This window comes from Polymorphospora sp. NPDC050346, from assembly GCF_040655695.1.
GTDB classification, from domain to species: domain Bacteria; phylum Actinomycetota; class Actinomycetes; order Mycobacteriales; family Micromonosporaceae; genus Polymorphospora; species Polymorphospora lycopeni.
The window spans coordinates 1-20,826 of record NZ_JBFAKM010000046.1; the positions used below are offsets into that span (position 1 = coordinate 1).

At 70.7% G+C, this 20,826-nt stretch carries 24 protein-coding genes; 20 read left to right on the forward strand and 4 right to left on the reverse strand.

Features of this window, described 5'->3' with window-relative positions; translation table 11 throughout:
- Nucleotides 1-272 precede the first annotated feature (272 nt).
- The 15 genes from AB0I42_RS32195 (at nucleotide 273) to AB0I42_RS32265 (ending at nucleotide 12,936) form a co-directional block, all read left to right on the forward strand.
- The gene (locus AB0I42_RS32195) at nucleotides 273-410 is read left to right on the forward strand and encodes a hypothetical protein (RefSeq protein ID WP_357543357.1); all 138 of its coding nucleotides are present in this window, start codon (nucleotides 273-275) and stop codon (nucleotides 408-410) included.
- A 368-nt stretch (nucleotides 411-778) separates the two neighbouring features.
- On the forward strand, nucleotides 779-1,318 hold the full coding sequence (locus AB0I42_RS32200; protein ID WP_357543359.1) for a hypothetical protein: 540 nt from the start codon (nucleotides 779-781) through the stop codon (nucleotides 1,316-1,318).
- Nucleotides 1,319-1,446: 128 nt separating this feature from the next.
- Nucleotides 1,447-1,569 (forward strand): hypothetical protein, encoded by a 123-nt coding sequence (locus AB0I42_RS32205; RefSeq protein ID WP_357543361.1) that lies wholly within the window; start codon nucleotides 1,447-1,449, stop codon nucleotides 1,567-1,569.
- Between the two features lie 250 nt (nucleotides 1,570-1,819).
- Complete coding sequence (locus AB0I42_RS32210; protein WP_357543363.1) at nucleotides 1,820-2,155, forward strand: hypothetical protein; 336 nt, start codon at nucleotides 1,820-1,822, stop codon at nucleotides 2,153-2,155.
- 32 nt (nucleotides 2,156-2,187) lie between these two features.
- On the forward strand, nucleotides 2,188-2,646 hold the full coding sequence (locus tag AB0I42_RS32215; protein WP_357543365.1) for a hypothetical protein: 459 nt from the start codon (nucleotides 2,188-2,190) through the stop codon (nucleotides 2,644-2,646).
- Nucleotides 2,643-3,011 carry a hypothetical protein gene (locus AB0I42_RS32220; protein WP_357543367.1) on the forward strand — a complete coding sequence of 123 codons (369 nt, stop codon included), beginning with the start codon at nucleotides 2,643-2,645 and terminating at the stop codon, nucleotides 3,009-3,011. The genes AB0I42_RS32215 and AB0I42_RS32220 overlap by 4 nt, the downstream gene beginning before the upstream one ends.
- Nucleotides 3,008-4,648: an exonuclease domain-containing protein gene (locus AB0I42_RS32225; RefSeq protein WP_357543370.1), complete on the forward strand. Its 1,641-nt coding sequence runs from the start codon at nucleotides 3,008-3,010 to the stop codon at nucleotides 4,646-4,648. Before AB0I42_RS32220 ends, AB0I42_RS32225 begins: the two co-directional genes overlap by 4 nt.
- Nucleotides 4,645-4,830, forward strand: a complete 186-nt coding sequence (locus AB0I42_RS32230; RefSeq protein WP_357543372.1) for a hypothetical protein — start codon at nucleotides 4,645-4,647, stop codon at nucleotides 4,828-4,830. Before AB0I42_RS32225 ends, AB0I42_RS32230 begins: the two co-directional genes overlap by 4 nt.
- Nucleotides 4,827-5,846: a tyrosine-type recombinase/integrase gene (locus AB0I42_RS32235; protein ID WP_357543374.1), complete on the forward strand. Its 1,020-nt coding sequence runs from the start codon at nucleotides 4,827-4,829 to the stop codon at nucleotides 5,844-5,846. The genes AB0I42_RS32230 and AB0I42_RS32235 overlap by 4 nt, the downstream gene beginning before the upstream one ends.
- Before the next feature lie 145 nt (nucleotides 5,847-5,991).
- The gene (locus AB0I42_RS32240) at nucleotides 5,992-6,885 is read left to right on the forward strand and encodes a hypothetical protein (RefSeq protein WP_357543375.1); all 894 of its coding nucleotides are present in this window, start codon (nucleotides 5,992-5,994) and stop codon (nucleotides 6,883-6,885) included.
- Between the two features lie 391 nt (nucleotides 6,886-7,276).
- Complete coding sequence (locus tag AB0I42_RS32245; RefSeq protein ID WP_357543376.1) at nucleotides 7,277-8,188, forward strand: hypothetical protein; 912 nt, start codon at nucleotides 7,277-7,279, stop codon at nucleotides 8,186-8,188.
- 147 nt (nucleotides 8,189-8,335) lie between these two features.
- Entirely contained in the window at nucleotides 8,336-8,806 is a 471-nt protein-coding gene (locus tag AB0I42_RS32250; protein ID WP_357543377.1) for a hypothetical protein, read from the forward strand.
- Nucleotides 8,807-9,076: 270 nt separating this feature from the next.
- On the forward strand, nucleotides 9,077-9,505 hold the full coding sequence (locus tag AB0I42_RS32255; protein ID WP_357543379.1) for a hypothetical protein: 429 nt from the start codon (nucleotides 9,077-9,079) through the stop codon (nucleotides 9,503-9,505).
- Nucleotides 9,506-9,841: 336 nt separating this feature from the next.
- Nucleotides 9,842-11,569, forward strand: coding sequence for a replication-relaxation family protein (locus tag AB0I42_RS32260; RefSeq protein ID WP_357543381.1), 1,728 nt, complete (start codon nucleotides 9,842-9,844; stop codon nucleotides 11,567-11,569).
- Nucleotides 11,570-11,646: 77 nt separating this feature from the next.
- A complete protein-coding gene (locus AB0I42_RS32265) occupies nucleotides 11,647-12,936 on the forward strand; it encodes a sigma-70 family RNA polymerase sigma factor (RefSeq protein WP_357543383.1) in 1,290 nt (429 codons plus the stop codon).
- A gap of 969 nt (nucleotides 12,937-13,905) precedes the next feature.
- On the opposite strand, the gene AB0I42_RS32270 is transcribed toward AB0I42_RS32265, so the two are convergent.
- Entirely contained in the window at nucleotides 13,906-14,304 is a 399-nt protein-coding gene (locus tag AB0I42_RS32270) for a hypothetical protein (RefSeq protein WP_357543385.1), read from the reverse strand.
- Between the two features lie 434 nt (nucleotides 14,305-14,738).
- On the opposite strand from AB0I42_RS32270, the gene AB0I42_RS32275 reads away from it, so the two are divergent.
- Genes AB0I42_RS32275 through AB0I42_RS32290 form a run of 4 tightly spaced genes read left to right on the forward strand, consistent with a single transcriptional unit; the run spans nucleotide 14,739 to nucleotide 17,203 of the window.
- Entirely contained in the window at nucleotides 14,739-15,998 is a 1,260-nt protein-coding gene (locus AB0I42_RS32275) for a zinc-ribbon domain-containing protein (protein WP_357543462.1), read from the forward strand.
- A complete protein-coding gene (locus tag AB0I42_RS32280; protein WP_357543387.1) occupies nucleotides 15,995-16,609 on the forward strand; it encodes a hypothetical protein in 615 nt (204 codons plus the stop codon). The genes AB0I42_RS32275 and AB0I42_RS32280 overlap by 4 nt, the downstream gene beginning before the upstream one ends.
- Before the next feature lie 31 nt (nucleotides 16,610-16,640).
- Entirely contained in the window at nucleotides 16,641-16,925 is a 285-nt protein-coding gene (locus AB0I42_RS32285; RefSeq protein ID WP_357543389.1) for a hypothetical protein, read from the forward strand.
- Nucleotides 16,922-17,203, forward strand: coding sequence for a hypothetical protein (locus AB0I42_RS32290; protein ID WP_357543391.1), 282 nt, complete (start codon nucleotides 16,922-16,924; stop codon nucleotides 17,201-17,203). The genes AB0I42_RS32285 and AB0I42_RS32290 overlap by 4 nt, the downstream gene beginning before the upstream one ends.
- A 70-nt stretch (nucleotides 17,204-17,273) precedes the next feature.
- Here AB0I42_RS32290 and AB0I42_RS32295 read toward each other — a convergent pair whose 3' ends face one another.
- Complete coding sequence (locus tag AB0I42_RS32295; protein WP_357543393.1) at nucleotides 17,274-17,495, reverse strand: winged helix-turn-helix domain-containing protein; 222 nt, start codon at nucleotides 17,493-17,495, stop codon at nucleotides 17,274-17,276.
- A gap of 305 nt (nucleotides 17,496-17,800) precedes the next feature.
- On the opposite strand from AB0I42_RS32295, the gene AB0I42_RS32300 reads away from it, so the two are divergent.
- Nucleotides 17,801-17,959: a hypothetical protein gene (locus AB0I42_RS32300; protein ID WP_357543395.1), complete on the forward strand. Its 159-nt coding sequence runs from the start codon at nucleotides 17,801-17,803 to the stop codon at nucleotides 17,957-17,959.
- Between the two features lie 95 nt (nucleotides 17,960-18,054).
- Here the strand turns inward: AB0I42_RS32300 and AB0I42_RS32305 are convergent, their stop codons facing one another.
- Together AB0I42_RS32305 and AB0I42_RS32310 are read right to left on the reverse strand one after the other, a co-directional pair.
- Nucleotides 18,055-18,801 carry a DUF981 family protein gene (locus tag AB0I42_RS32305; protein WP_357543397.1) on the reverse strand — a complete coding sequence of 249 codons (747 nt, stop codon included), beginning with the start codon at nucleotides 18,799-18,801 and terminating at the stop codon, nucleotides 18,055-18,057.
- A 143-nt stretch (nucleotides 18,802-18,944) separates the two neighbouring features.
- Nucleotides 18,945-20,588 (reverse strand): GGDEF domain-containing protein, encoded by a 1,644-nt coding sequence (locus AB0I42_RS32310; RefSeq protein WP_357543399.1) that lies wholly within the window; start codon nucleotides 20,586-20,588, stop codon nucleotides 18,945-18,947.
- Nucleotides 20,589-20,826: the final 238 nt, after the last annotated feature.

Consider the following 20,826-nt stretch of genomic DNA (forward strand, 5'->3'; position numbering starts at 1 on the left):
GCCTAAGCGGAGCCACCACGGGAGGCGTCCCGCCTGCAAGCTGGCAGGCGTGGGCGGGGCGTTCTCCTTCACTGGGGGACACGCATGATACGCCACGCGAGCATGGCGTAGGTGTCCGAATTCCCGGGACCAGTTTGGCACACCGCATTCCGGCCCTGCCAGCTAACGCGCGACAGACCACCGTTCGGCGCAGGACTTTGCACCAGTACGTCAAGTTCGACCTGGGGAATCCACCAACCGTCAACGCTGCGGGTGGCGAGAAGCCGTCACCGGTGACCGTCAACGGACGCGACCAGTTCAAGGTCTCGACCACCGTGCCCGGCACGGCCAGGTCCTCACCGTCAGGGCCGGTGCCGTCCTGGTGCGCCAGTCCGAGCGTCGTCCAGATCAGCGCGTTGCAGCGGGTGTAGGCGATCTTGGAGGTGTCCGGGGCCGCGCGCTTGTCTCGCGTCACCTCGGCGACCTGTTCGGCGGCCGCGACCACGTCAGCAGAACGGAGGCTTCCTCTCCAAGGCTGCGCACGGCGCCGCCGGCGGCGTTGACTCCGCCGCATGAACCGGCGTCGTCGTAAGAACCCCGACCGACAGATGCCCATCCGGTTGTCGACCGGCCGCCAGCCGTAGACTCACGGACACGGCGGCCTCACGCCCGCCCGACTCCGAGCCGCAGGCGCCCACGCCGTCGGTGGCGACCGAGGACAAGCCGTCCATGACGCAGCGTGGGTCCTTCCGTGAAGACCTTCTTTCGCGGAGGGCGTGGGGCTCCGTCGGAGGACATCATGGGCAAGCGCAACCGTGGGCGTACCCGGGCCATCCGAGCCGAGATGGCGCAGACCGGAGAGAACTACACGAGGGCGGCGGCCGCGGCCGGCGGCAGGCCCGCCAAGCTGCCGGGCCGGGCTCAGTCCGATGTGGTTCGAGACCACATCGTTCGCCTCCTGGAGGAGAACGCTCGCCGGAACGCGAAGTACGACGAGCACCTCGATGAACTCGAACGCCTCGGTCACCGGTTCGTTGACGGCGGACAAACCGGCCACGACACCTGGGAGATCAGGGACTGGCCCAGCGGCGAACTGATCGCCAAAGGCGACGGCGGCTACGAGGGCTACGACGCCGCAGTGGCAAGGCTCGACCCGGACGAGAAGTGGCTCCACATCGATCACGTAGGCACCGACATCCCGTGGCTCGACGTGGACACCGCGGGATTGCCCGGGGGCCTCGGCGAGGCCATCGAACAATGGGTCAACGGCCACGCCACCGATGAAGAGATCGCGGAGTTCATCGGCTGGCCGGTCGACAAGGTCAAAGACCATCGGTGACCTCGGTGAGGGCCAGAGGAGACGGCACCTGACAGGCGGACAGGCGTGGTGCGAGTTGGTCGAAGGCCTCGCGATCCTCGCCCACGCTTAACCACGACGAAAGCCCGCTGCACTGTGAGCCCGGCGAGTTGACTGTCTGCGCCCAGCCGGTCGGGATCGCGGTGCCCGACCTGGACCGGCTGGCGGAGATCGGCCTCCATGTCGCCACCGATGAGGAGACCTTCCGCTCGACCCGGTTCGGCAGCTCCTGAGCATCAGCCGCCAGTGTGGCCGGGAGCGGGGTCATGGGGGCTGCGTTCCCGGCCGATCCGTTCCTGAACGAAGCTGTCGCAACCCACTGAACTGCCGGCGACGCTCAACACCTGCTGCCCGGAGCGGGGGCCGAAACCACCGTGCAACACCTCGCCAAGTTCATGCCTCCATAACTGATCTTATGGAGGCACAAAAAGTCGTACCCCGGCCGTAGCCTGACGGCCGGCCAGACACCTCCAAGGAGGACCGATGCACACCGACGCCGAACTCGTGTTGGGCGCGCTGCTGGCCGCCCAGGCCGACGGGGACGACACCGGCATGCGCCAGATCGCCGACCACGTCACGCCGGCGACCCGCGCCGAGATGCTCGACCTGGTCGCGGCCGAGCTGACCGACCGCACCCTGGCCCAGATCGCCGACGCCGACCAGATGGCCACCCTGCTCCTGGCCGGCAGCGTCTACTCCCGGCTCGACCGGCACGACCCGCTGATCCGGCACCAGGTTGTCCACCCGTACCGCCCGGTCGTCGACGCGCTGCGCTGGGAGCTGGGCGACCGCGCCGCCAACGCCTTGCGCTGCTGGTAGCCCCCTGCCACCGACCACTGAAGAGAGACGCTGTGACCTTCCAGGACTTCAACATCGTGCCGGTGCGCTACGAGGGCGGCTCCCTCGATGGCACCGTCAACGAGCTTGACCATGCCGAGCACGAGTTGCGCGAGGAACTCGACAGCGGCGCCTGCTGGGACTGGACCCCGGCCACCGTCGACAGCACTCGTGAGGACGTGATCGAGCGGTACCGGCTGGAACACCGGCCGGGCGATGGGTGGGTGTACGTGTACACCGGCACGTTCGAGCGGCCGGTGGAGGACCGCAACTTCACCGCCGAGTTCGTCGGCGGCCCCCGCGACGGGCAGAGCACGGTCTTCCTCGGCAGCATTCGCCAGCGCCTGGCCCAGGCCACCTGGCTGTTCCCCGGCTACCGCCTGGTCCACGACGGACCGGACCCTCTTACCGGCTGGCAGATGCGCCACGACCCGACCCCGGCCGTCGACGAGCAGAGCGGGGATCAACGGTGAGCCAGGCCCGGATCGCGTCCGACTGGATCGACCAGCTCGTGGGGGACCTGAAGCGTTCTGTGCCGGGGATGGTGCTGCTGGCGCTGGACATCACCGTCGACGGCGCGCTGGCCATCGGGGTCCTGCGGGTCCCGCTCGATGCCCGTGCCGGCTGGCACGGCCCTCGGATGCTGCTGGCCATCCTGGATGCCGCCGACGCCCGCGGCCTGGACGTGGTCTGCACCCCCACCGGTGAGTACGGAGCCAAGCAGTCGGCGCTGGTGCGGGCCTTGGGACGGGTCGGGTTCCGCCCCGTCGTCGATGATCCGTCCGGCCACACCATGCGCCGCCCCTCGCCCAACCCACGGATGGACGGAACCTGGTGAGCGAGAACGACGTGGCGGCCGCCGTCCCGAAGGCTCGTGGCCGTAAGAAGGAACCGAAGCCCAAGCCGGCGCCGACCGACCTCGGCCCGATCCAGGTGCTGGGGCACACCGGGCTGGCCGAGTGGCAGTGGGATGCCGGCACCGCGGCCGGGCTGATTCCGCCGGCCGACCTCGGCGGCCGGTGGTCGGTCGCCCTGGCCGACCAGGTCGCCGCCCGCCGCGACGAGATCGTGGCCGTTGTGGGTACCGAGGCCCCGATCGGCGGGCACCGGGCCGCCGAGCGGCTGGCCAGCCGTACTGGTCTGGACGTCGAGAAGTGGGACGTGGAGGCTCTGGCCGACGCCGGCGCGTTGGCGGTCGCCGGCTGGTACAAGGAGTGGCCGTTGTGGGACTGCCGGGCCTTGGACGCGGTCGACGTCGACCAGCTCGGCGCGGTGGTGGCCGAGCGGCAGGCGTGGATCGCCGCGAGCGTGAGCAAGTGGGATGCGCCGGCGTACCTCGGGTGGCGGCGCGACGAGTTCGAGCGAGTCGTCAAGGAGCGCGGGCTGCGGCCGGGCCGGCAGGACCGGTACGCCAAGGCCGACCTAGACGCGCTCGCCGGCGACGAGGACCTGGTCGAGCAGGTGCGCCAGGATCGGTTGCTGATGAGCCACCAGGCCGCGCAGCACCTGGAGATGCGGACGACCGACTTTCGGTACCTCGTGGCCAGCGATCTGCTGGCCCCGCGCAAGCACACCTCGGTGGAGGTGAGCCGGTACCGGTCGGTGAGCGTGCCCCTGTACCGGGTCGGTGACCTGGAGGCGCTGCGCGAGCACCCGGCGATCGACTGGGAGGCCGTGCACGCGGTCAAGCCCGGAGCCCCGTCCCCGCTGCGGGAGCTGGCCCGCCGGCCGGTCGACCGGGCCGCCGTGGTCCGCCGGTGGGTGGCCGAGCTGGGCGACCGGTACGGCATCGAGGTGTGGGCCTGGTTCCACCCCGGCGCCGGCCGCTGGGAGGTCGACTGGGAACGCGTCGACGGCGCTCCGACCGAGAAAGAGGTCCGCAAGGCGATCGCCGCCCACCCGTACCTCAAGGAGCACCGGCACGAGATCGCGGTGGCCACCGACGCCGGCGCGGCGATCCGCTGGGCCCGGGCGATGCGCGAGCCCGGCGCCGCCGTCATCCTGGACACCGAGACCACCGGCCTGGCCGGCTACCTCGTGGAGGTCGCCGTGGTCGACGCCTGCACCGGCCAGACGCTGCTGGACACCCTGGTCGCTCCGGGCTGCGAGATCGAGCCGGAGGCCCGCTGGGTGCACGGCATCACCGACGCCGAACTGGCCGATGCTCCGACCTTGGCCGAGGTTCTGCCCCGGCTGCTGGAGGTCACCGCCGGCCGGACGGTGCTGGCGTACAACGCCGAGTTCGACCACGCCGTCATCTGCCGGCACACCAGCCGGGACGGCCTGGACCCGGCCCACCTCGGCGACTCCGGTGTGTGGGCGTGCCTGATGGGCCGCCGCTCCGACTGGCAGCTCGTCCGCCGCTGGCTCCCGCTCGGCGGCGGCCACCGGGCCCGCGGCGACTGCGAGACCGCGTACGACCTGCTGTGCGCGATGACGGCGCCGGCGTCCCCGCCGAAGGCGGCCCAGCGGTGACGATCAAGATAAGGATCGTCGCGGCCGACGCCGACCAGCTCGACGCGGCCGCCGTCGCCATCGGCCAGGTCCTGACCATCACCAGGGAGAGCCGACCTCGGGCCCGCCGTTCCGGCGACGGCGTCAGCCTCTACCTCGATGTCGAGCTGCCCCCGCCAGCCACCACGGACGGTGCCCGATGACAGGCGCTCTCACCGGCGAGCTGCTGCCCGCCGTACCGCCGTCGCCGGACCCGGCGACGACTACGACCGCTGGCGGCGAGCTGCAGCGGCTGCTGGCCGAATGGCTGATCGGCTACCGGGCGGCGAACACCCGCGCCGCGTATGCCGGCGACCTGCAGCACTGGCTGACGTTCCTCGCCGATGCCGGCGTCGACCCGCTGACCGAGGCCCGCCGCCTGCACACCCACGCCTGGCTACGAGCCCAGGAGGCCGCCGGGGCGGCGACCGCCACCCGGGCCCGCCGCCTGGCGGCCGTGTCCGCGTTCTACGCCTGGATGATCGCCGAAGAGTTGTCCGACCGGGCCAACCCGGCCGCGATCGACCCCAAACGCAAGCCCCGGGTCAACCCGCACCGCACCACCACCTCCGGCCTGTCCCGTGAGCAGGCGATGGCGCTGCAGGCCGCTGCCGACGCCGACACCGGCCCGCAGGCGGCCCGGACCGCCGCGATCGTCGCGCTGCTGCTGTACACCGGTATCCGTGTCAGCGAGTTGGTCGGCGCCGACGTCGACCAGCTCGGCCAAGACCGCGGTCACCGGGTGCTCCGGTTCGTCGCCAAGGGCGACGACCCGCACCTGGTCGTGCTGCCGCCGCCGGTCACCCGCCGTCTCGACGCCTACCTCGCGGGCCGGGCGGACCTGGCCGGCGACCGGCTACCGGTGCCCGTCGGTGGTGCCGGCGCCCGGGTACGTCGGCCGCTGGTCGTCACCGACAGCGGCCGACGCCTGGACCGCGGCGCCGTCTGGCGGCTGCTGCGCCGGCTGGCCAAGACCGCCGAGATCCCCGTTGTGATGAGCCCGCACGTGCTGCGGCACACCTGCGCCACCCTCGCCCGCGACGCCGGCGCCCGCCTGGAGGACATCCAGGACCAGCTCGGTCACGCCGACGCCCGCACCACCCGCCGCTACGACCACGGCGGCGCCCGACTCGACCGTGCCCCGGCCTACACACTCGCCGGATACCTGACGGCCGGATGACGACTGCGGTCGATGCGTGTGTTGGGGGTGAATCGGTTCCGGTGGAGCCCGGAGGTCTGGTGGACAGTGGTGTCGGACGGGCCAGTTACGGTGCTGCTACGGGGGGCTCGGTCCATCGAGCCCGATGGGGAGATGGGCAAGGACTTTGGACAGAGAAACCGAACTCGGCGCGTTCATGGCGTGGCTGGAGGAGCGTACGCCGGGGAACCGCGAATTCATCGATGTCGAGGGGTTTCGGGGACGCGAAATTGGCTTCGACCTGGTCAAGGAGAGCGAAGCCTACGGCCTGGTGGAAGTCGTATTGACGTTCGGCCGCTGCATCGCCAGGATCCTGCCTCCCGGCCGGCGGCTCGCCGCCCAGTACCGGCAGCGGCTGAAAGATCCCCGGTGGCGGATTCCGGCCGCGCGTACCAGCCTGCTGCTCTGGCTCTACCGGCAGGATCTCGAAGGGGTGGAGTACCCCGTCACGAGCGACATCCTGCGCGACGATGAGTCGCTGTACCTCGGCGAACGTCTCACCGAGACCGAGATCGACCGGGCCGCCGGTTACCTGTACGAGAAGGGCCTCATCGAAGGGACGACGACCGGTGAGACCCGGGGGCCGGTACGGGCCCGGCTGACTGCCCAGGGCCAGGAGTGCGTCGAGCGCAATGATGGAGACGTGGTGGCGTACCAGCGGGACCAGCGGCGTGCAGCGACGGTCAACAACATCGGCACGATCAACAACCACGGCGGCGCTCTCGCGGTCGGCAGCAGCGGGTTCACGCAGAACGTCGGCATCGACCCGACCACGCTGGCCCAACTCGTGCAGACCATGCTCGACAGCCTGGACACCCTTCGGATGACCGACGCGGCCCGGACCGAGGCTCGGACCGAACTCGAAGCGGTGGCGCAGGAACTCGAACAGACCGACCCCGAGGAGGCCCGCGTCAACACCGGGCTCGGTCGAGCCGTGCAGTACGTCATGGACGCCGGCCAGCCGGTCGTCACCGCACTGCTCATGCAGATTGCCCGCGCCGGTGGCCTACCGACCGCCTAGCAAGGGGCGGCGGACTCGAGTCGGGCAACCTTGGCCGCGATCTTCGGCAACCGTGCCACGGCAGATCGGCCCGGAGCCGTACGGCTCCGGGCCGATCTGCCGTCTCGGACAGCCGTACCGACTCTCGTTGGGCTGCCGATCGCCGCAGACTCGAACGGCAAGCATGGCCAGGTGCTGATCCAGCACAGGACCCTGTCCGATCCGCTGGCGAATCGCATTCGGAGGTAGGGAACAGGGTCGAGTACCCGAGGCCGTCCGGCCGGTGGAACGCCCCAGCTCCGGCCGGCCCAGAGGCGCGTCCTGTTTCCGAGACGTTAGGCGGCCGCGCCCGCTACGGTTTCCCGACCACGTGGGCTCGGTCCGTCGAGCCCCGACAAGATGGAGCAGTACATTGGATCTGGAATCGGAAATTCCCAGGTTCCTGGCGTTCATCGCCGACCAGCCGACCCGGGCTGGCGAGGCCGTCGACGTGAGCGCGTACCGAGGGGACGAGGATCACGCGTACGAGCTGGTCAAGCTGTGCGCTGACCGCAACTTGGTTCGGAACCTGTCGTCACACGACGCGCCGGCCGCCATCCTCACCCTTGCCGGCCGCGACGTGGTCGAACGGTACCGGCGCGACCTGGCCGACCCGGTCAAGCGGGCGGCGGCAGCGCGGACCGGGCTGCTGCGCTGGCTCTACCAGCAGAAGGCCGCAGGCGCGCACTACCCCATCACGACGCACGTCCTGCAGAGCGAAGAGTCGATGTACCTCGGAGAGCGGCTGACCGAGGACGACATCGACCGGGCGGCCGGCTACCTGCACGAGCAGGAATTCATCAAGGGCACCCGCAGCTCCGGTATGCGCGGCCCGCTTCGAACGGAACTGACCAGCAAGGGCGAGGACTGCGTCGAGCAGTACGGAGGAAACGTGACGGCGTACCAGCAGGGCAGCCAGGGCCGGAGAAACACCAACACCTTCAACTTCGGGCCGATCACCAACAACGGCGGCGCGATGGCGGTGGCCAGCGAGGGCTTCACCCAGAACACCACCGTCGGCGTCGACCAGGACGGCATCGCCAAGCTCGTGCAGACCCTGCTCGACGGGCTCGACAAGCTGCAGTTGACCGACGAGGCCAGGGCGTCCGCGCGGGCCGAACTCGAAGCAGTTCAGCAGGAAGTCCAGCAGCCGCAACCCAACCCCGGCCGCATGACCGCCGGGATCAGCCGCGCCGTGAACTACTTCATGGAGGCCGGCAAGCCGGTCGTCACTGCAGCGTTCATGCTCATCGCAAGCGGCTACGGGCTCCCGCCAGCGGCGTAACACCCTGTCCGCGACGATGCCCTGCCGGGTCCACCGCAACCGGCGGGGCATCGTCGTGCGAAGATCGCCGTCTTCAAGCTTCTGATCTTGCACTGGCAGGTACGGTCCGCCGTCCGACGAGCGAAGGCGAACCCTGCCCAGCGGCCAGTGCTGGTCGACCGCAACGCCAGATACATCGAGAACGGAGAAGGCGTGGACGGAGAAGTCTGGGGCGAGGCGAGCGTGACCTACCCCGACTGGAAGGGCACGGCGCAGCTAGACGAGCGTTTGACGGTTCCGTGGGAGGGGCTTGCGCAGACGGTCGGGCTCGACAGTGACCAGTGGCAACTGGTCGGGTTCAGCATCGGCGGCGGTGAGCATGGGTACGAACTGCGGGTGGTCGCCACACCTCGCGACGTGTGGGAGGAGGGCAAGCTCGATGATGATGCCGAGATCGAGGTAACGGAGTTCCTTGTCCACGATGTCGACCCGCTCGCCATCCTCCAGCGGATGACGCACATGTTCGAGCTGAAGATGCGGATTCGCGTGCTCGACGGCCGCCAGATTCGCGTCCGGGCCTTGTCCGACCTTCCTTCGGAGAAGTTCGTAGACGAGATCTTCGGACCGCAGGAGGACTAGCAACAGGTACGCCGCTGACAGCTCGCACCCCGCCGATCGGAGAAGTGCGTCGGCCCGGAACCGTGAGGGTTTCCGGGCCGATCTGCGTCCGGCCCGGCCTGTTGTGTTGCCGTTTGGTGTGGACCCGATCGTCAAGGCGCCGTGGCGTGCCTGTCCCGAATGTTCACACGTCTTGTGGGTTCACACGTCGGCCCGTCAACGAGCACTTGGGCGCCGCCGAGCCCGGGGCCTGCGACCCTTACCCGACGCCCATCGAGCGAAGGAGAACCGATGCGCCGCCCCAACTTCCGGATCGCGTGCTGCCTGTGCGGCAAGCCCGTCCCGCTGTCCTCGGACGCCTACCTGCTCGACGAGGAATGGCAGCGCCGGTACCCACGGATGGTCGGCACCCTGGCCTGCGGTCACTGCACCGTCAGTGACGACTACTACTGGACCTGTCGCACATCCGGCGACGCCTTCGTGGACGGCCACCGGCCATCGGTCCGCCATCCTGCGGGCAACTGCCACGACTCCTGGAACCACATTCAGGCCCACGGCACGCACGTCGCCATGGTGATGTCGAGCCCGTGGTCCGGCCTGCTCCAGGGGGCCGAGGAGTACCTGCGCCACACCAGCCGGCGCCCCGGGCTGAACCGCGACGTGGCCCGCGACCTGCGGGCCGTGATCGAGCGATGGGACGCTCAGCAGGCGAACCACTGAGGTAGCCGGTTGCGGTCCGGCGCGCATCTCGCATGAGCCGCCACCCGGTCGGCCCGAAGCCCACGCCTGCTGACAGCCTCGCGATCGATCCGCTGACAACGAGGCGGCCGCTTCCGGCGCCTCGCACTGACAGACGCGGTCCGCTGCTGACAGATCGCTGTCGGGTGTCGCCGTCGCGGTGTTGGGTTGCCGATTGGTGTGGACCCGATCGGCAACCCGTGACAGCGTATTAGCCCAGTACAGGGCCACTGTCCGACCTGTCCGCCGTCAGGCGACTGACACAGTCTGTGTCACCGGTGGTGGCGCCATAGGGGTGCTGTGGGAGGTCGAGAGCCGGTGGCGGGCAGGAGCTCCAGGTCGTTCGTGGACCGGCTGCGTACCTCGGGCGGCCCGTCGCACGACCTGCTGGTCCTGTTGGACACGCACAGGGTGATGACCACCGACCAGTTGGCCCGGGCGACCGGCGCCCCGGTGCGGACGGTCCGGTACCGGTTGGAGCGGCTGCGGGAGGCCGGGCTGGTCGACGCGGTGCGGCCGGGCCGGGAGTCGGGGTCGGCGCCGCGGCACTGGTGGCTGAAGCCGACCGGTGCCCGCCTGATCGCCGGTACGGCGGTCGGGCAGGGCCGGGCGCCGTCCGGCATGTTCGTCGCGCATCAGGCGGCGATCGCGCAGGTCTGGTTGGCGCTGCGAGACGAGGGGCCGGCGGCCGGGCTGGTGCTGCGGGACTGGTGGGTGGACCGGGCCGGCTGGCAGGAGTGGGAGGCCCGCCACGGCTACGGCAGCCGGCGGCGTCGGATCACGCCGGACGCGGTCGCCCTGGTCGACGTCGACCACGCCGGCGTGGTCGGCACCGCCGCGGTGTTCATCGAGGTCGACCTCGCCAGCATGACCCAGGTGTTGCTGAAGGAGAAGGTCGGCCGGTATCTGGCGTACGCCACCGATCGGGCGTGGGACGGTGTGTGGCCGCACTGCCCGCCGCTGCTGCTGCTGACCACCACCGCGAGCAGGGCCGCCACGTTCGTCGCGGCCGCCGGGAAGATGCTCGCCGAGAGCCGTCGGGGGAACGTGGTGTACGGCGGTCAGGCCGGCCGGGACATCGCGGCCGCCGAGGCCCTCGTCGTCGCCGCCTGCGGCCTGGTCCGCGACCCGGACACGGCCACAGGCGACGACGTCGTGTGGATGCTGCCCCAGGAGGAGGCGGCGCTGGTGTCGCTGCCCGAACTGCTGGCCGAGCGGATCGAGGCGCAGGCCCGCGCCCGGCACTGGCTGGCCGAAGCCGACGCCGCCGCCGAACGGGGACGGCTCGTCGACGAGCTGCGCGCCGTCGACACGGGCGAGGTCGGCCGGCTCCTGGCGGCGCCGGCCGCCGCCACGATGCTCGAGTACCTCGCCGGCTCCGACCCAGGCCGGCTCGTCGACGAGCCCGAACTCGCCGAGATCCTGCTCGCCTGGTGGACCGACCGCGACGACGTCGCCGGCGACCGGTTGCGGCGGCTGCTGACCGACCGGCACGCCCGGGAGTGGGCCCGCCAGGTCGACGTGCTGCTGGCCGCCGTCGACGCCCGCGGCGACGAGCCCCGGCTGTGCGCGGCCGCCACCAGGCTGCTGCGACACCAGTTGTTGTCGCGCATCGAAGTCGACCTGCTCGGCACCCCGCTCGGTCGGACCCGCGCCCAGCTCCAGGCCGATCTACTGGACGGCTACCACGCCGACCGGGACGCCGGCGTCGCCGCGACGTACGCGCGGCTGTCGTGGCGGGCCCGGCGGGCGACCAGCGTCGAACAGCTCGCCGGCGAGCACGACCAGGAGCACCTGCTGGTGTGCGACGTCTGCCGGATCGTGACCCGCCGACCGGCGCCGGGGGAGTGGCCACCGGAGGAGTCCTGCACGTACTGCGGCGGCGGCGAACCGGTGCCGTACGAGCGCCACGACCAGGTGCCCACGCTCGATGCCCTCGTCGACGAGCTGCGCGCCGTCGCCGGCGACCAGACGCCCGCCGCGGACCCGCTCGTCGACGGGCTGCGGGCCGCTGCCGAAAAGGGCCACCAGGCGGGAGCAAGCTAAAGCACAACTAGTAGTTAGCGGCTGAGGCGGCCTGTTGCCGACCCGGATGCGGCGTCGGTCGGGGAGGTGCGGAGACGATGTGGAAAATCGATGCGACGTCAGGGAACGAAACGACGGCGGCTCGTCGTGAGGAGGGCATGACAGCGGCCAACACCACCATGACGGATGAGATCATGAGCACCGACTTCGACGATCCGCTTGACGAACTGCTGGACCCGACTCACGAGGACGCGTCGCCCGACGAGTACCCGCGGCTGACGAACATCTCCACCGGGTTCATGTACCGCGCCGTGGTCCGGGCACAGGATCCCGCACCGCCGGAGTACGTGACCGTCCCGCTACCCGTCCGCTTGGAGGATCCGAGGTCGACTGTTGCGGTGTCGCAGTGGAACAGCTTGTGGGAGTCCGCGCAGTTCCGCCGACGCTTCTTCGACGAGGAATCCCTTCCGGCGCCCCTGTACAAGGTGGCCGACCGCGGCGACCTGAACGTGGTCTTCGTCCCGCGTACCCGTTCGAGGTACTACGAGTACGCCCCGCTGTTCCACCTGCTCCCGAAGTCCGCCCTACAGCGACACGGCTTTCCGTTGTTGCGTTGCGGGGACTGGCCGTTCTCGGTCCAGTTGACCGACATCGACGCGTACCTTCCGGCTGACTTCGAGACCCGGCTGTCGCGGGCCTGGGCCGGCGCCGTATGGCGACACCTCATGCCGCAATACAAGTCCCCGATCAGCGGGTTTACGAAGGACGATCCGATCCGGCTGCTCGCGCACAATCTCGACTTCTGGATCCCACCGGTTACCGAGGTGATCCAGGACATCCTGCGGGACTTCCCGGAGGTGGACAAGGGCATCACCCCCGGCGCCGTGCACCTGCAGGACGGTTCCGTGCTGGAGGGAGCCGTGGCGGCGAATCCCCGTATGGGGGGAGACGTGTGGCGGGGCGAAGAGGAAGCTGCGGATGTCGTGCGCTGGACGGTCGATGCCGCTGACGCTGATGGCCGGCTGCGCGGCATCCTCGACGCTGTGCGTTCGCACCGCTGCGAGGACGACTTTTCGTCCCGGTGGACCGGTGCCCGCGAGGATTTCGAGCGCAAGCTGTACAGCAAGCGCTCGAAGGTGAAAGTCCGGTTCGTCGAGCTGACCGACACCATCCCGGTGCACGGGCCGGAGACGGAGGTCGTCGGTCGAATGCTGTGCGGCGACTTCCTGGCGCTGCTCGACGAGCGCGACCGTACGGTAGTCGTCCTGCTCAGCAGCGGCGTGACCAAGCTGACCGAGGTCGCGGACATCATGGGGTACCGCAACCACAGCGCCGTCTCGAAGCGCCTGGACAAGATCCGTCAACAGGCTGCACGCTTCTTCGGCTGACGACACGATGGTCGGAGCAAGTTAAAGCGTAACTAGTAGTTAGCGGCCGGGGCGGCCGTTGCGGGCGGGTGGCTGAAGCCCTGGACGGCTCCCGGTTGAGCCGTGGTCAGATCGGCTTGCCGCAGTGGTAGCAGCACCTCTCGGCGTCGTCTGGCGGGTCGAAGGGCAACCCGGGATTAGCCAGACGTAGGGCCGCCTCGGTGGACTGACAGTCGTCGGCGCAGCGCCCGTCTGGGCCGGTCGGGCGGCGCGGCGGAAACACCGTGCACCGGGTGTACCGGTAACGGGGATCGTGGTCGGCGGGATCGGTGCAGCCGTTGCCGCACGGCCAGTCCCGAGCGGCGCTCGCGCAGAACACGCAGTCACGGCTGTCACGGCCGTGCGGACACCGGCGCCGGGCCGGAGTCGCCCCGTCGCCACCCTCCATGGCTGTGACCGTACGACACCTGATCGACGCTCACGGATGACCCTCGTTGAGGTTCAAGACGTGAGACGGCTCGACCGGGGCGTGGTCACGGACCGGCGGAACCCGACCGGACAACCTCCCGTGAGCACTCCGGCCGGGCCCACCGGTACGGCGTGCCGCCACTCGTGGGCGGGGGTGTGGCGACACCGCATCACTGAAGGTAATCGAATGTTTTCGACACGTCGATAGCCTGTTGTCCCCTTTGGGCTTTCATCAAACGAAAGGATCCTTCGTTTGATGAAAGCGGCCGGCAGTCAGGCGGGCAGCGCCGACACCTGTGGCCGGGCGGGTAGCGGCGAGTGCGTACTCGATGCAACCCGCCACGGTGTGATCAAGTTATGGCTCCTGTTACAGGAGCGCGGCCGACCGGGCGCGGTCGGCGGGCCAGGAACGGGCGCCGGCGAGGCGGCCGACGGGGGTGGCCGGGGCGCCCGGCTGCCGCACCGCTCCCGGTCCTCGGCGCGGGGCGCCTGCGGGCCGGGACCGGCTTGCCACCGGTGCGCCTACACCAGCCCGGCCGCGACCAGACGGCGGGCGTGCCGGGCCAGCGACGGCCGGTGCAACGCCGCCCGGCGGAGGTCTTCGATCGCGTCCGCCAACGCGTTGGCGGACGCGCAGTGGCGCGGCCACCAGCGGCCCAGCAGCGGCGTCACCGCAGCGACGACGACGTCCAGGTCGACGTCGTCCGGCAGCCCAGCGAGCACGCCGGCGACGTCGTCGACCAGGCCGAGCACGTCACCGTCCGCGTCACCCAACGGCCGCCCGGTACGCCGCCACGCGCCGGCCAGCTCGACCACCGCGGCGGCCGCCGCGCGGACCTGGTCGACCAGGTCGACGTCGCGCACCGCGGCCAGCCTCCGCACGCCGGCCGCCGCCATCTCCGAGTCGAATGCACCGCCCACGTGCCAGAGCGTAGGCGCAACAGGATCGACCGGGCGGTCGGGCCGCCAGGGCGGGGCACGCGGTATGGGCGTGAGCTTCGAGGCGGCCGGCGTCGCGACGAAGAAGTTGTCGACCGGTGTTGCCGGGGCGTTGCCAGCGGTCTGACGTGCTGCCGCACGTCGACCGGCCGGCCGGAGATTCGGAAGCCTCCGGGGAAGCATCGGGGAAAGCTCCCGGGGAAGCACTAGGCGTACCTGCAGTACGTGCGTCACTGACGTTTCGGCCGTCAAGCGGAGCAAGATATGCGGTTGCTAAGCAACCCGCCGCTGTTGGCGGACTGAGTGCCGCCCGACCACTTGTCTGCGGTGGCCGGTTGAGAGGCATGCTGGCGGTCGTGAGTTCCGTTCAACGACCTGTGGTGCTGGTGAGCCGGAGCCGTACGGGTAAGCGGGCGATGGTGTCGGTGGCGAGCGTCCCCGAGCTGTTGTCGATGTGGGCGTACGACCTGAACGGCGATGTCGATCCGGCCGCTGTGCCGCTCCGGTCTCGGACGCGGGTGTGGTGGCGGTGCTCTGCGGGACATGTCTGGCAGGCGATGGTGTCGAGTAAGACCGCCGCTCCTGGGCGGTGTGGGCGATGCCCACGGACTCGCCATCCGGTGTTGAGCGTTGGTCGCCCGGATCTTCTCCAGGAGTGGGCTGCTGATCTCAACGGGGACCTCGATCCGGCGGCGGTCAGGTGCGGATCTGTGGTGCGGGTGTGGTGGCGGTGTCTGGTTGGTCATGTGTGGGATGCCCGGGTTGACGTTCGTGCGCTTCGCGGTCGTGGGTGTCCCACCTGTGCTGGCGGTCGACGGCCGTCGCCCCGCCTGCCAGATGCGTCGGCGTGGCTAATGGTCGAGTGGGCCCACGACCTGAACGCCGGTCTGGATCCGTTCGCCTTGTCGGCGAGATCGGGGCGGAAGGTGTTGTGGCGGTGCCAGCAGGGCCATACGTGGAGGCAGGCGGTGTCGGACCGTACCCGCGGTCGGGGCTGCCCCGCGTGCTTCGCCACCCGCGGCGAACGCGAGGTGGAGGTTCTTGTCGCCGTCGCGGCGGCGACGGGACTGCGTTACGACGGGCATCCCGCGCCGGCACCGCCGGTGCGCGGACTGCGCGACCTGGTCGACAGCGAGCGTCGGATCGTTGTGGAGTACGACGAGTCCGGGCACCGATACAACGTCGAGCGTGACCGTCGGTTGACCGCACAACTGGAGGCTGCGGGATACCTCGTGCTCCGGATCAGGGAGCACGGCCTGCCGTCGGGCGGTGGGACGACCATCGACGTGCACAGTCAGGACGATCCCGCTGTGATCGGGCGCCGGGTTGCCGTCGCCTTGGCCGCGGCGGGCAGAACACCACGGCCGACTACCGCTTCGACCGTGCCAGCGGTACCAAGGCAGAGTCCGCCACCGATGAGCCAACGAGCGGTCTACCCCGACAACGCCATCTTGGCGGCGTGGTTGCCGGCACCGTCAGGACCTCCCCCAACGTCGGTGAGGGTCAGGCTCCAGAGGGCGTTGACCGAGCTGCTGCACGAGGGAGTGCCGCTGGCATCGGGGCAGCTGAGAGCCCTTCTTGTCGCACGGACCGGGGCCTCACGCTCGTACGCCGGTCAGGTGCTTCGCCAGGCACGCCGCGCCCATGGCAGCCGGTTGCCCACGGTGGGCCGATGACCGGGGTCAGCGAGCGGCTGGTGGAGTCGCCGTGCGGGTGGTGCGGGCGCGCGATCACGCAGCCCGACCGGGGCCGGAAACGGACCTACTGCGACCGGTCGTGCCGGCAGCGGGCGTACGAGGTGCGTACCGCGCGGCGGCGTCTGGACGTCGACGTCGACGCCGGCCGGGTCCGGCTGCAGCCGGCCGAGCGGGTGGTCGAGCGGGTCGTCCAGGCCCGGGTGCCGACGTCGACGGCGCGGTGGGAGTCGCTGCTGACCGAGCTGGCCGCGCAGCTGCACGACGGCCGGATCCCGGCCTGGGACCGCGACCGGATCCGGGCCGCGCTTGCCGGCGTGACCGCCGAGCTGGAGCCGGCGCCACCGGTTCCGTCACCCGTCCGGCCGGTGGTCGACCCGGCGGCCGAGGCGGTGATGGCGGCGGCCGGCGACGGGTCGGTCTCGACCACCCTGACGAGGCTGGCCGCCGACGTCGGGCTGCCGGTCGACGCGGTCCGGGCCGCGCTGGCCGACCTCGCCGCGGCCGGCCGGGCGCGGCTGACCCGGCACGGCGCCGAGGTCGACGTCGATGTCCTGGTCGACCACGCCCGGTTCGCCGTCGACCTCGCCTGATCTGCGTTTACATCTGTCATACACTCGGTGTGTGCCTGAGGAGACGTACGAGTTCGAGGACTTGACCTACGAGCGGTTGGACGCGGCGGGGATCCGCCCGTTGTCGGTGCTCGACGTCCTGCACGGCAGCCCACGGGTGCGCCGGCACATCGGCGCGGCGATGCAGATCGCCGGCCGCGACCGGGCCGGCACATGGATCGTGGTGGCGCTGATCGAGCGGGGCGGTGACGACCGGTACACGGTCACCGGTGCCCGCCAGCTCGACGCCGACGAGATCGCCGCGATCGCCAAGATGATGGAAGGGGACCAGTCATGAGCACGTTCGACGAGGCACTGGACAGCCGGGACTGGTCCGGTGCCGAGGTGGAGACCAACGAGTCGCGCGGCAGCGTGGTCCACTCGACCCGCATGTCCCGCGACCTGACCGAGCGGCTGTTCGCCGAGGCGGAGCGCCGCGGCATCAGGCCCAGCGTCCTGGTCCGCGAGTACGTGGAGGCGGGCCTGGCGGCCGCGGCCGGCAGCGAGACGGTCACGATCCGGCTCGACGTCCTGCACCGGGCGATCGACACCGCCGTCAAACGCGACGCCGCCTGACCAGTTTCGGGATTTTCCGGAGCCCTCCACGCGCGCACGCGTGGAGGGCTCCGGCTTCGTGGGCGATCGGTTATTCGGCGGGCTTGCGGATGTAGGTGCCCTTGCCCTGGTGCCCTTCGATGAGGCCCTCTCCGCGCAGCGTGAGCATCGCTGAGCGGACGACGGTGCTGCTGACCTTGTACTGCCGTTGCAGTTCGGCACTGGACGGCAGTTGGTCGCCCGGTTTGAGGTCGCCGGAGGCGATCCGGGCGTGGATGTCGTCGACGATCCGCATGTACAGCGGCGTGATCATTGTGCGGTTACTCCCAGCTTGGCGGCTGGGCTGATTCGATCACGCGCCGTGGCGCAACTTCAAGCACATGGTGTCATGACCTGCTCGCGTTGGGTCGTTGACCTATAGCACTATGTGTCATAAGTTCGCCCCTGAGTCCGTGCGGTGACCGCCGCGGATTCCCAGCTTGGCGGCTGAGAATCTTGTGGGCTCCTGGCATGGCCCGTGGTCAGCCCGCCGGCGAGATGGCCCGGGCCATGCCGGCCGCGCCGTCTCGTGACCTCGTCCGGGGCGGCGCGTTGACGTTTGCAGGGAGAGGGACCGCGGTGCGTGAGGGACTGGTGCTGGTCGCACGGCGGCAGCTCGCCGCGCATACCCGGGTCGACGGCCGATGCCCGGCGTGTGACCGTCCGGTGGCCGGTCGGGGCTGCTGGTGGTGGGCCGACGCCTGGGGTGCGCTGGTGGCGTACGGGGTGCGGCCGTAGGAGTCGGGTCCTGTCGGAGGGGCGGGACTCGACGCGGCAGGGGCGGCGCCGGACCGGCGCCGCCCCTGCTCATATCCCCCGAGTGTTTCCCCTGGTCACCAACGGTAGATGTCGAACCCGGGGTCGTTGCCCAGTTCGTGGAAGTTGATCAACAGGCCCGTGTGGGTGTAGAAGTTCAGCGCGGAGAAGATCGCGAATCCGAGGCCGGCGAGGGTCCAGGACCAGTACATGATCTGCCAGGCGACCGCACGGCCACGTACGGCGGACGGGAAGGCGAGGCAGCCGAGCGCGGCGAGCCCGTACAGGCCGATCCCGAAGAACAGGTTCTCCAGGGCGGGCCACTGCCCGAACCGGCCTGTGATCGGCTCGGCTTCGGGGGCGCCGCCGACCGCCTCGAACCGCACGATCGCGGCGGCGCAGAAGACCAGGACGACGCCGAGCCACCAGATGATCCAGGTCGTCGGGACGAGCGCGGCGCGCATCCGGTTGGTGTCGACGACGTCGTCCTCGCCGGCGACGGGCCGGCCGGCGCGGGCGAGCCACCAGGTCGCTGAGACCAGGACCGCCGCGAGGATCAGCGACGGCTCCGAGAAGAGGGTGTCGATCCAGGACTTCTCGCTGTGCAGTGGGTGGACGATGGCGCTGATCAGCGCCAGGGGGTAGAGCACGAGGGCCAATGCGCCGAGCGCGGCGACCCAGCCCGAGCGCGACATCGAGTTGCGAGGCATGAGCAGCAGCGGTGCCTTGGCGCCGGTAACCAGCGCCCAGAAGCGCGGCACGAGCATCAACGCCAAGCCGGCGATCACGCCGATGGTCGTGTTGTACATGATCAGGGTGTTCATGGTGCTCCTGTCTCGCCGGCCCGGGGCCGGTGGCGATCAACGTGGTGACGAGATCGCCGGCGAGACCGACACGGCGCGGTAGGAGGCGGGCCGCTGGCGTTCCGGCACCGAGGGCCGGGCGGCGGGATCCGCGCGTGTCGTGATCACGTGCCGGTGATCGTCTCACCTCGGCCGGTGATCGCGCAGCCCCGCCACGCGGATGGCTGTGGACCGGTGACCCGCTGTTCGCCGGCGGCGTCGGCGACAGCCACGTCGGGCAGGGCGCCGGGGGCGTAGGCGACGCCGCTACCAGAGCGTTTGGCCTGGTACATCGCGGTGTCGGCGGCGCGCAGCAGCTCGCTCGCGGTGGTGTGTGTGCGGCCGGTGGCCCAGCCGATGCTGGCCCCGACCGCGATGTCGACGTCGTCGACGGCCAGCGGTGCGGTCAACGCAGCGAGCAGCAGCGCGGCGCACTCGTCGACGTCGGCGCCGGCGTCGACGAGGACGGCGAACTCGTCGCCGCCGAGCCGGGCGACCTGCGCGGCGTCGGGGACGGCGGTGCGTAGCCGGTGGGCGCAGGCGGTGATGACGAGGTCGCCGATGTCGTGGCCGTGGGTGTCGTTGACGGCCTTGAACCCGTCCAGGTCGACCAGGCCCAGGGCGAGCTGGCCGCGCCGGGTGTCGTCGTCGAGCAGGTCGAGTAGGGCGCGGCGGTTCGCCAGCCCGGTCAGCGGGTCGGTGTAGGCCAGGCGGGTGAGGTGCCGGGCCCGGCCGGCGGTGGCCAGCGCGGCGGCTAGGGCCTGCCCGAAGGCGGCGAGCCGCCGCCGGTCCGGACCGGCCAGCCCGCCGCCCAGTCGTAGCCAGGCCGGGCCGTCGAGCCCGGCCAGGCGCAGCACGGTGCCCTCCAACGCCGGCGCTGACGCCGGTCCCCGCTGGGAGAGTTCGCCGGCGGCCGCGTAGGCGTGCCGGCGGCCGGCCGGCGTCGGGTAGTCGACCTCAGCGTCGCAACCGAACAGGCGGGACGCGTGGACGGCGCCGGCCGCGGCGACTCGGTCGACGTCGACGTCGCCCAGCTCGGCGATCGCGGCGGACAGCCGCTCCCACGCCGCCCGGTCCCGGATCCGCCAGCCGTAGGCACTGTGGACGGCCAGCACCGACGGCGGTAACGCGGCCAGTAGTCGGCCGTCGACGGCGACCAGGGCCACCGCCACGACCGCGAGGACCAGGTCGACCAGCCGCAGCCCGGTCCGCAGGTCGGCGTCGGCGGCCGCGACCTGCCACCACCGCCGGCCGGTGGCCAGCGCGACCACCGGCGCGACCAGCGCCTCTTCGGTCACGGCGTAGACGGCGGCCGCGGCGACCAGGGCGACCAGCAGCCGCGGCCACACCTCCGGCGCGACATCGACCGCGTCCAGGTCCGGCCGCCAGCCCAGCCCGCACGCCACGGCGGCGCCGGCCGCCGCGCCCAGGACGTCCTTGCTCACGTTGAACGCGATCTTGTGTGGCTGGCGTTGGCGCAGCACCTTCGCCACCATCACGCCGGCCGCGGTCGTCAGGACCACCCACGGTGCCGGCAGCAACGCCACCGCCACCAGGACAGCGGCCGACGTCGCTGACAACGCCTGTTGTCGACGGGTCACGGCCACCGAACAGCCGGAAGCCACCGCGACCAGCGCCGCGACGACCACCAGGTGCAGGCCCGCCGCCGGCGACCACGACGCCGCCGATACTGCCCAGGCCACCGTCGCGACGCCTGCCGAAACGACGAGGCCGACCAGCGGCATCAGCCACCGGTCGGCCCTCGTCATCGCACCCCCACGCCCGGTCAGCAACCCCCCATCCGGCGGCTGCGTGGCGTCAGGATACCGTCACCATGAGCATCATTCAGATATTCGATACCAGGTATATCCGCAGCTCAGGCCCAATCATGCTCATTGCGTACATAGTGCGCCATGTGTCCCTCCCTCCCGCGCGGTCGCGGGCGAGGTTACCCACCTGAACGGCCTTGGTGCCCGTTTAGATGTCCTTTGGGATTTATGGTGCGTC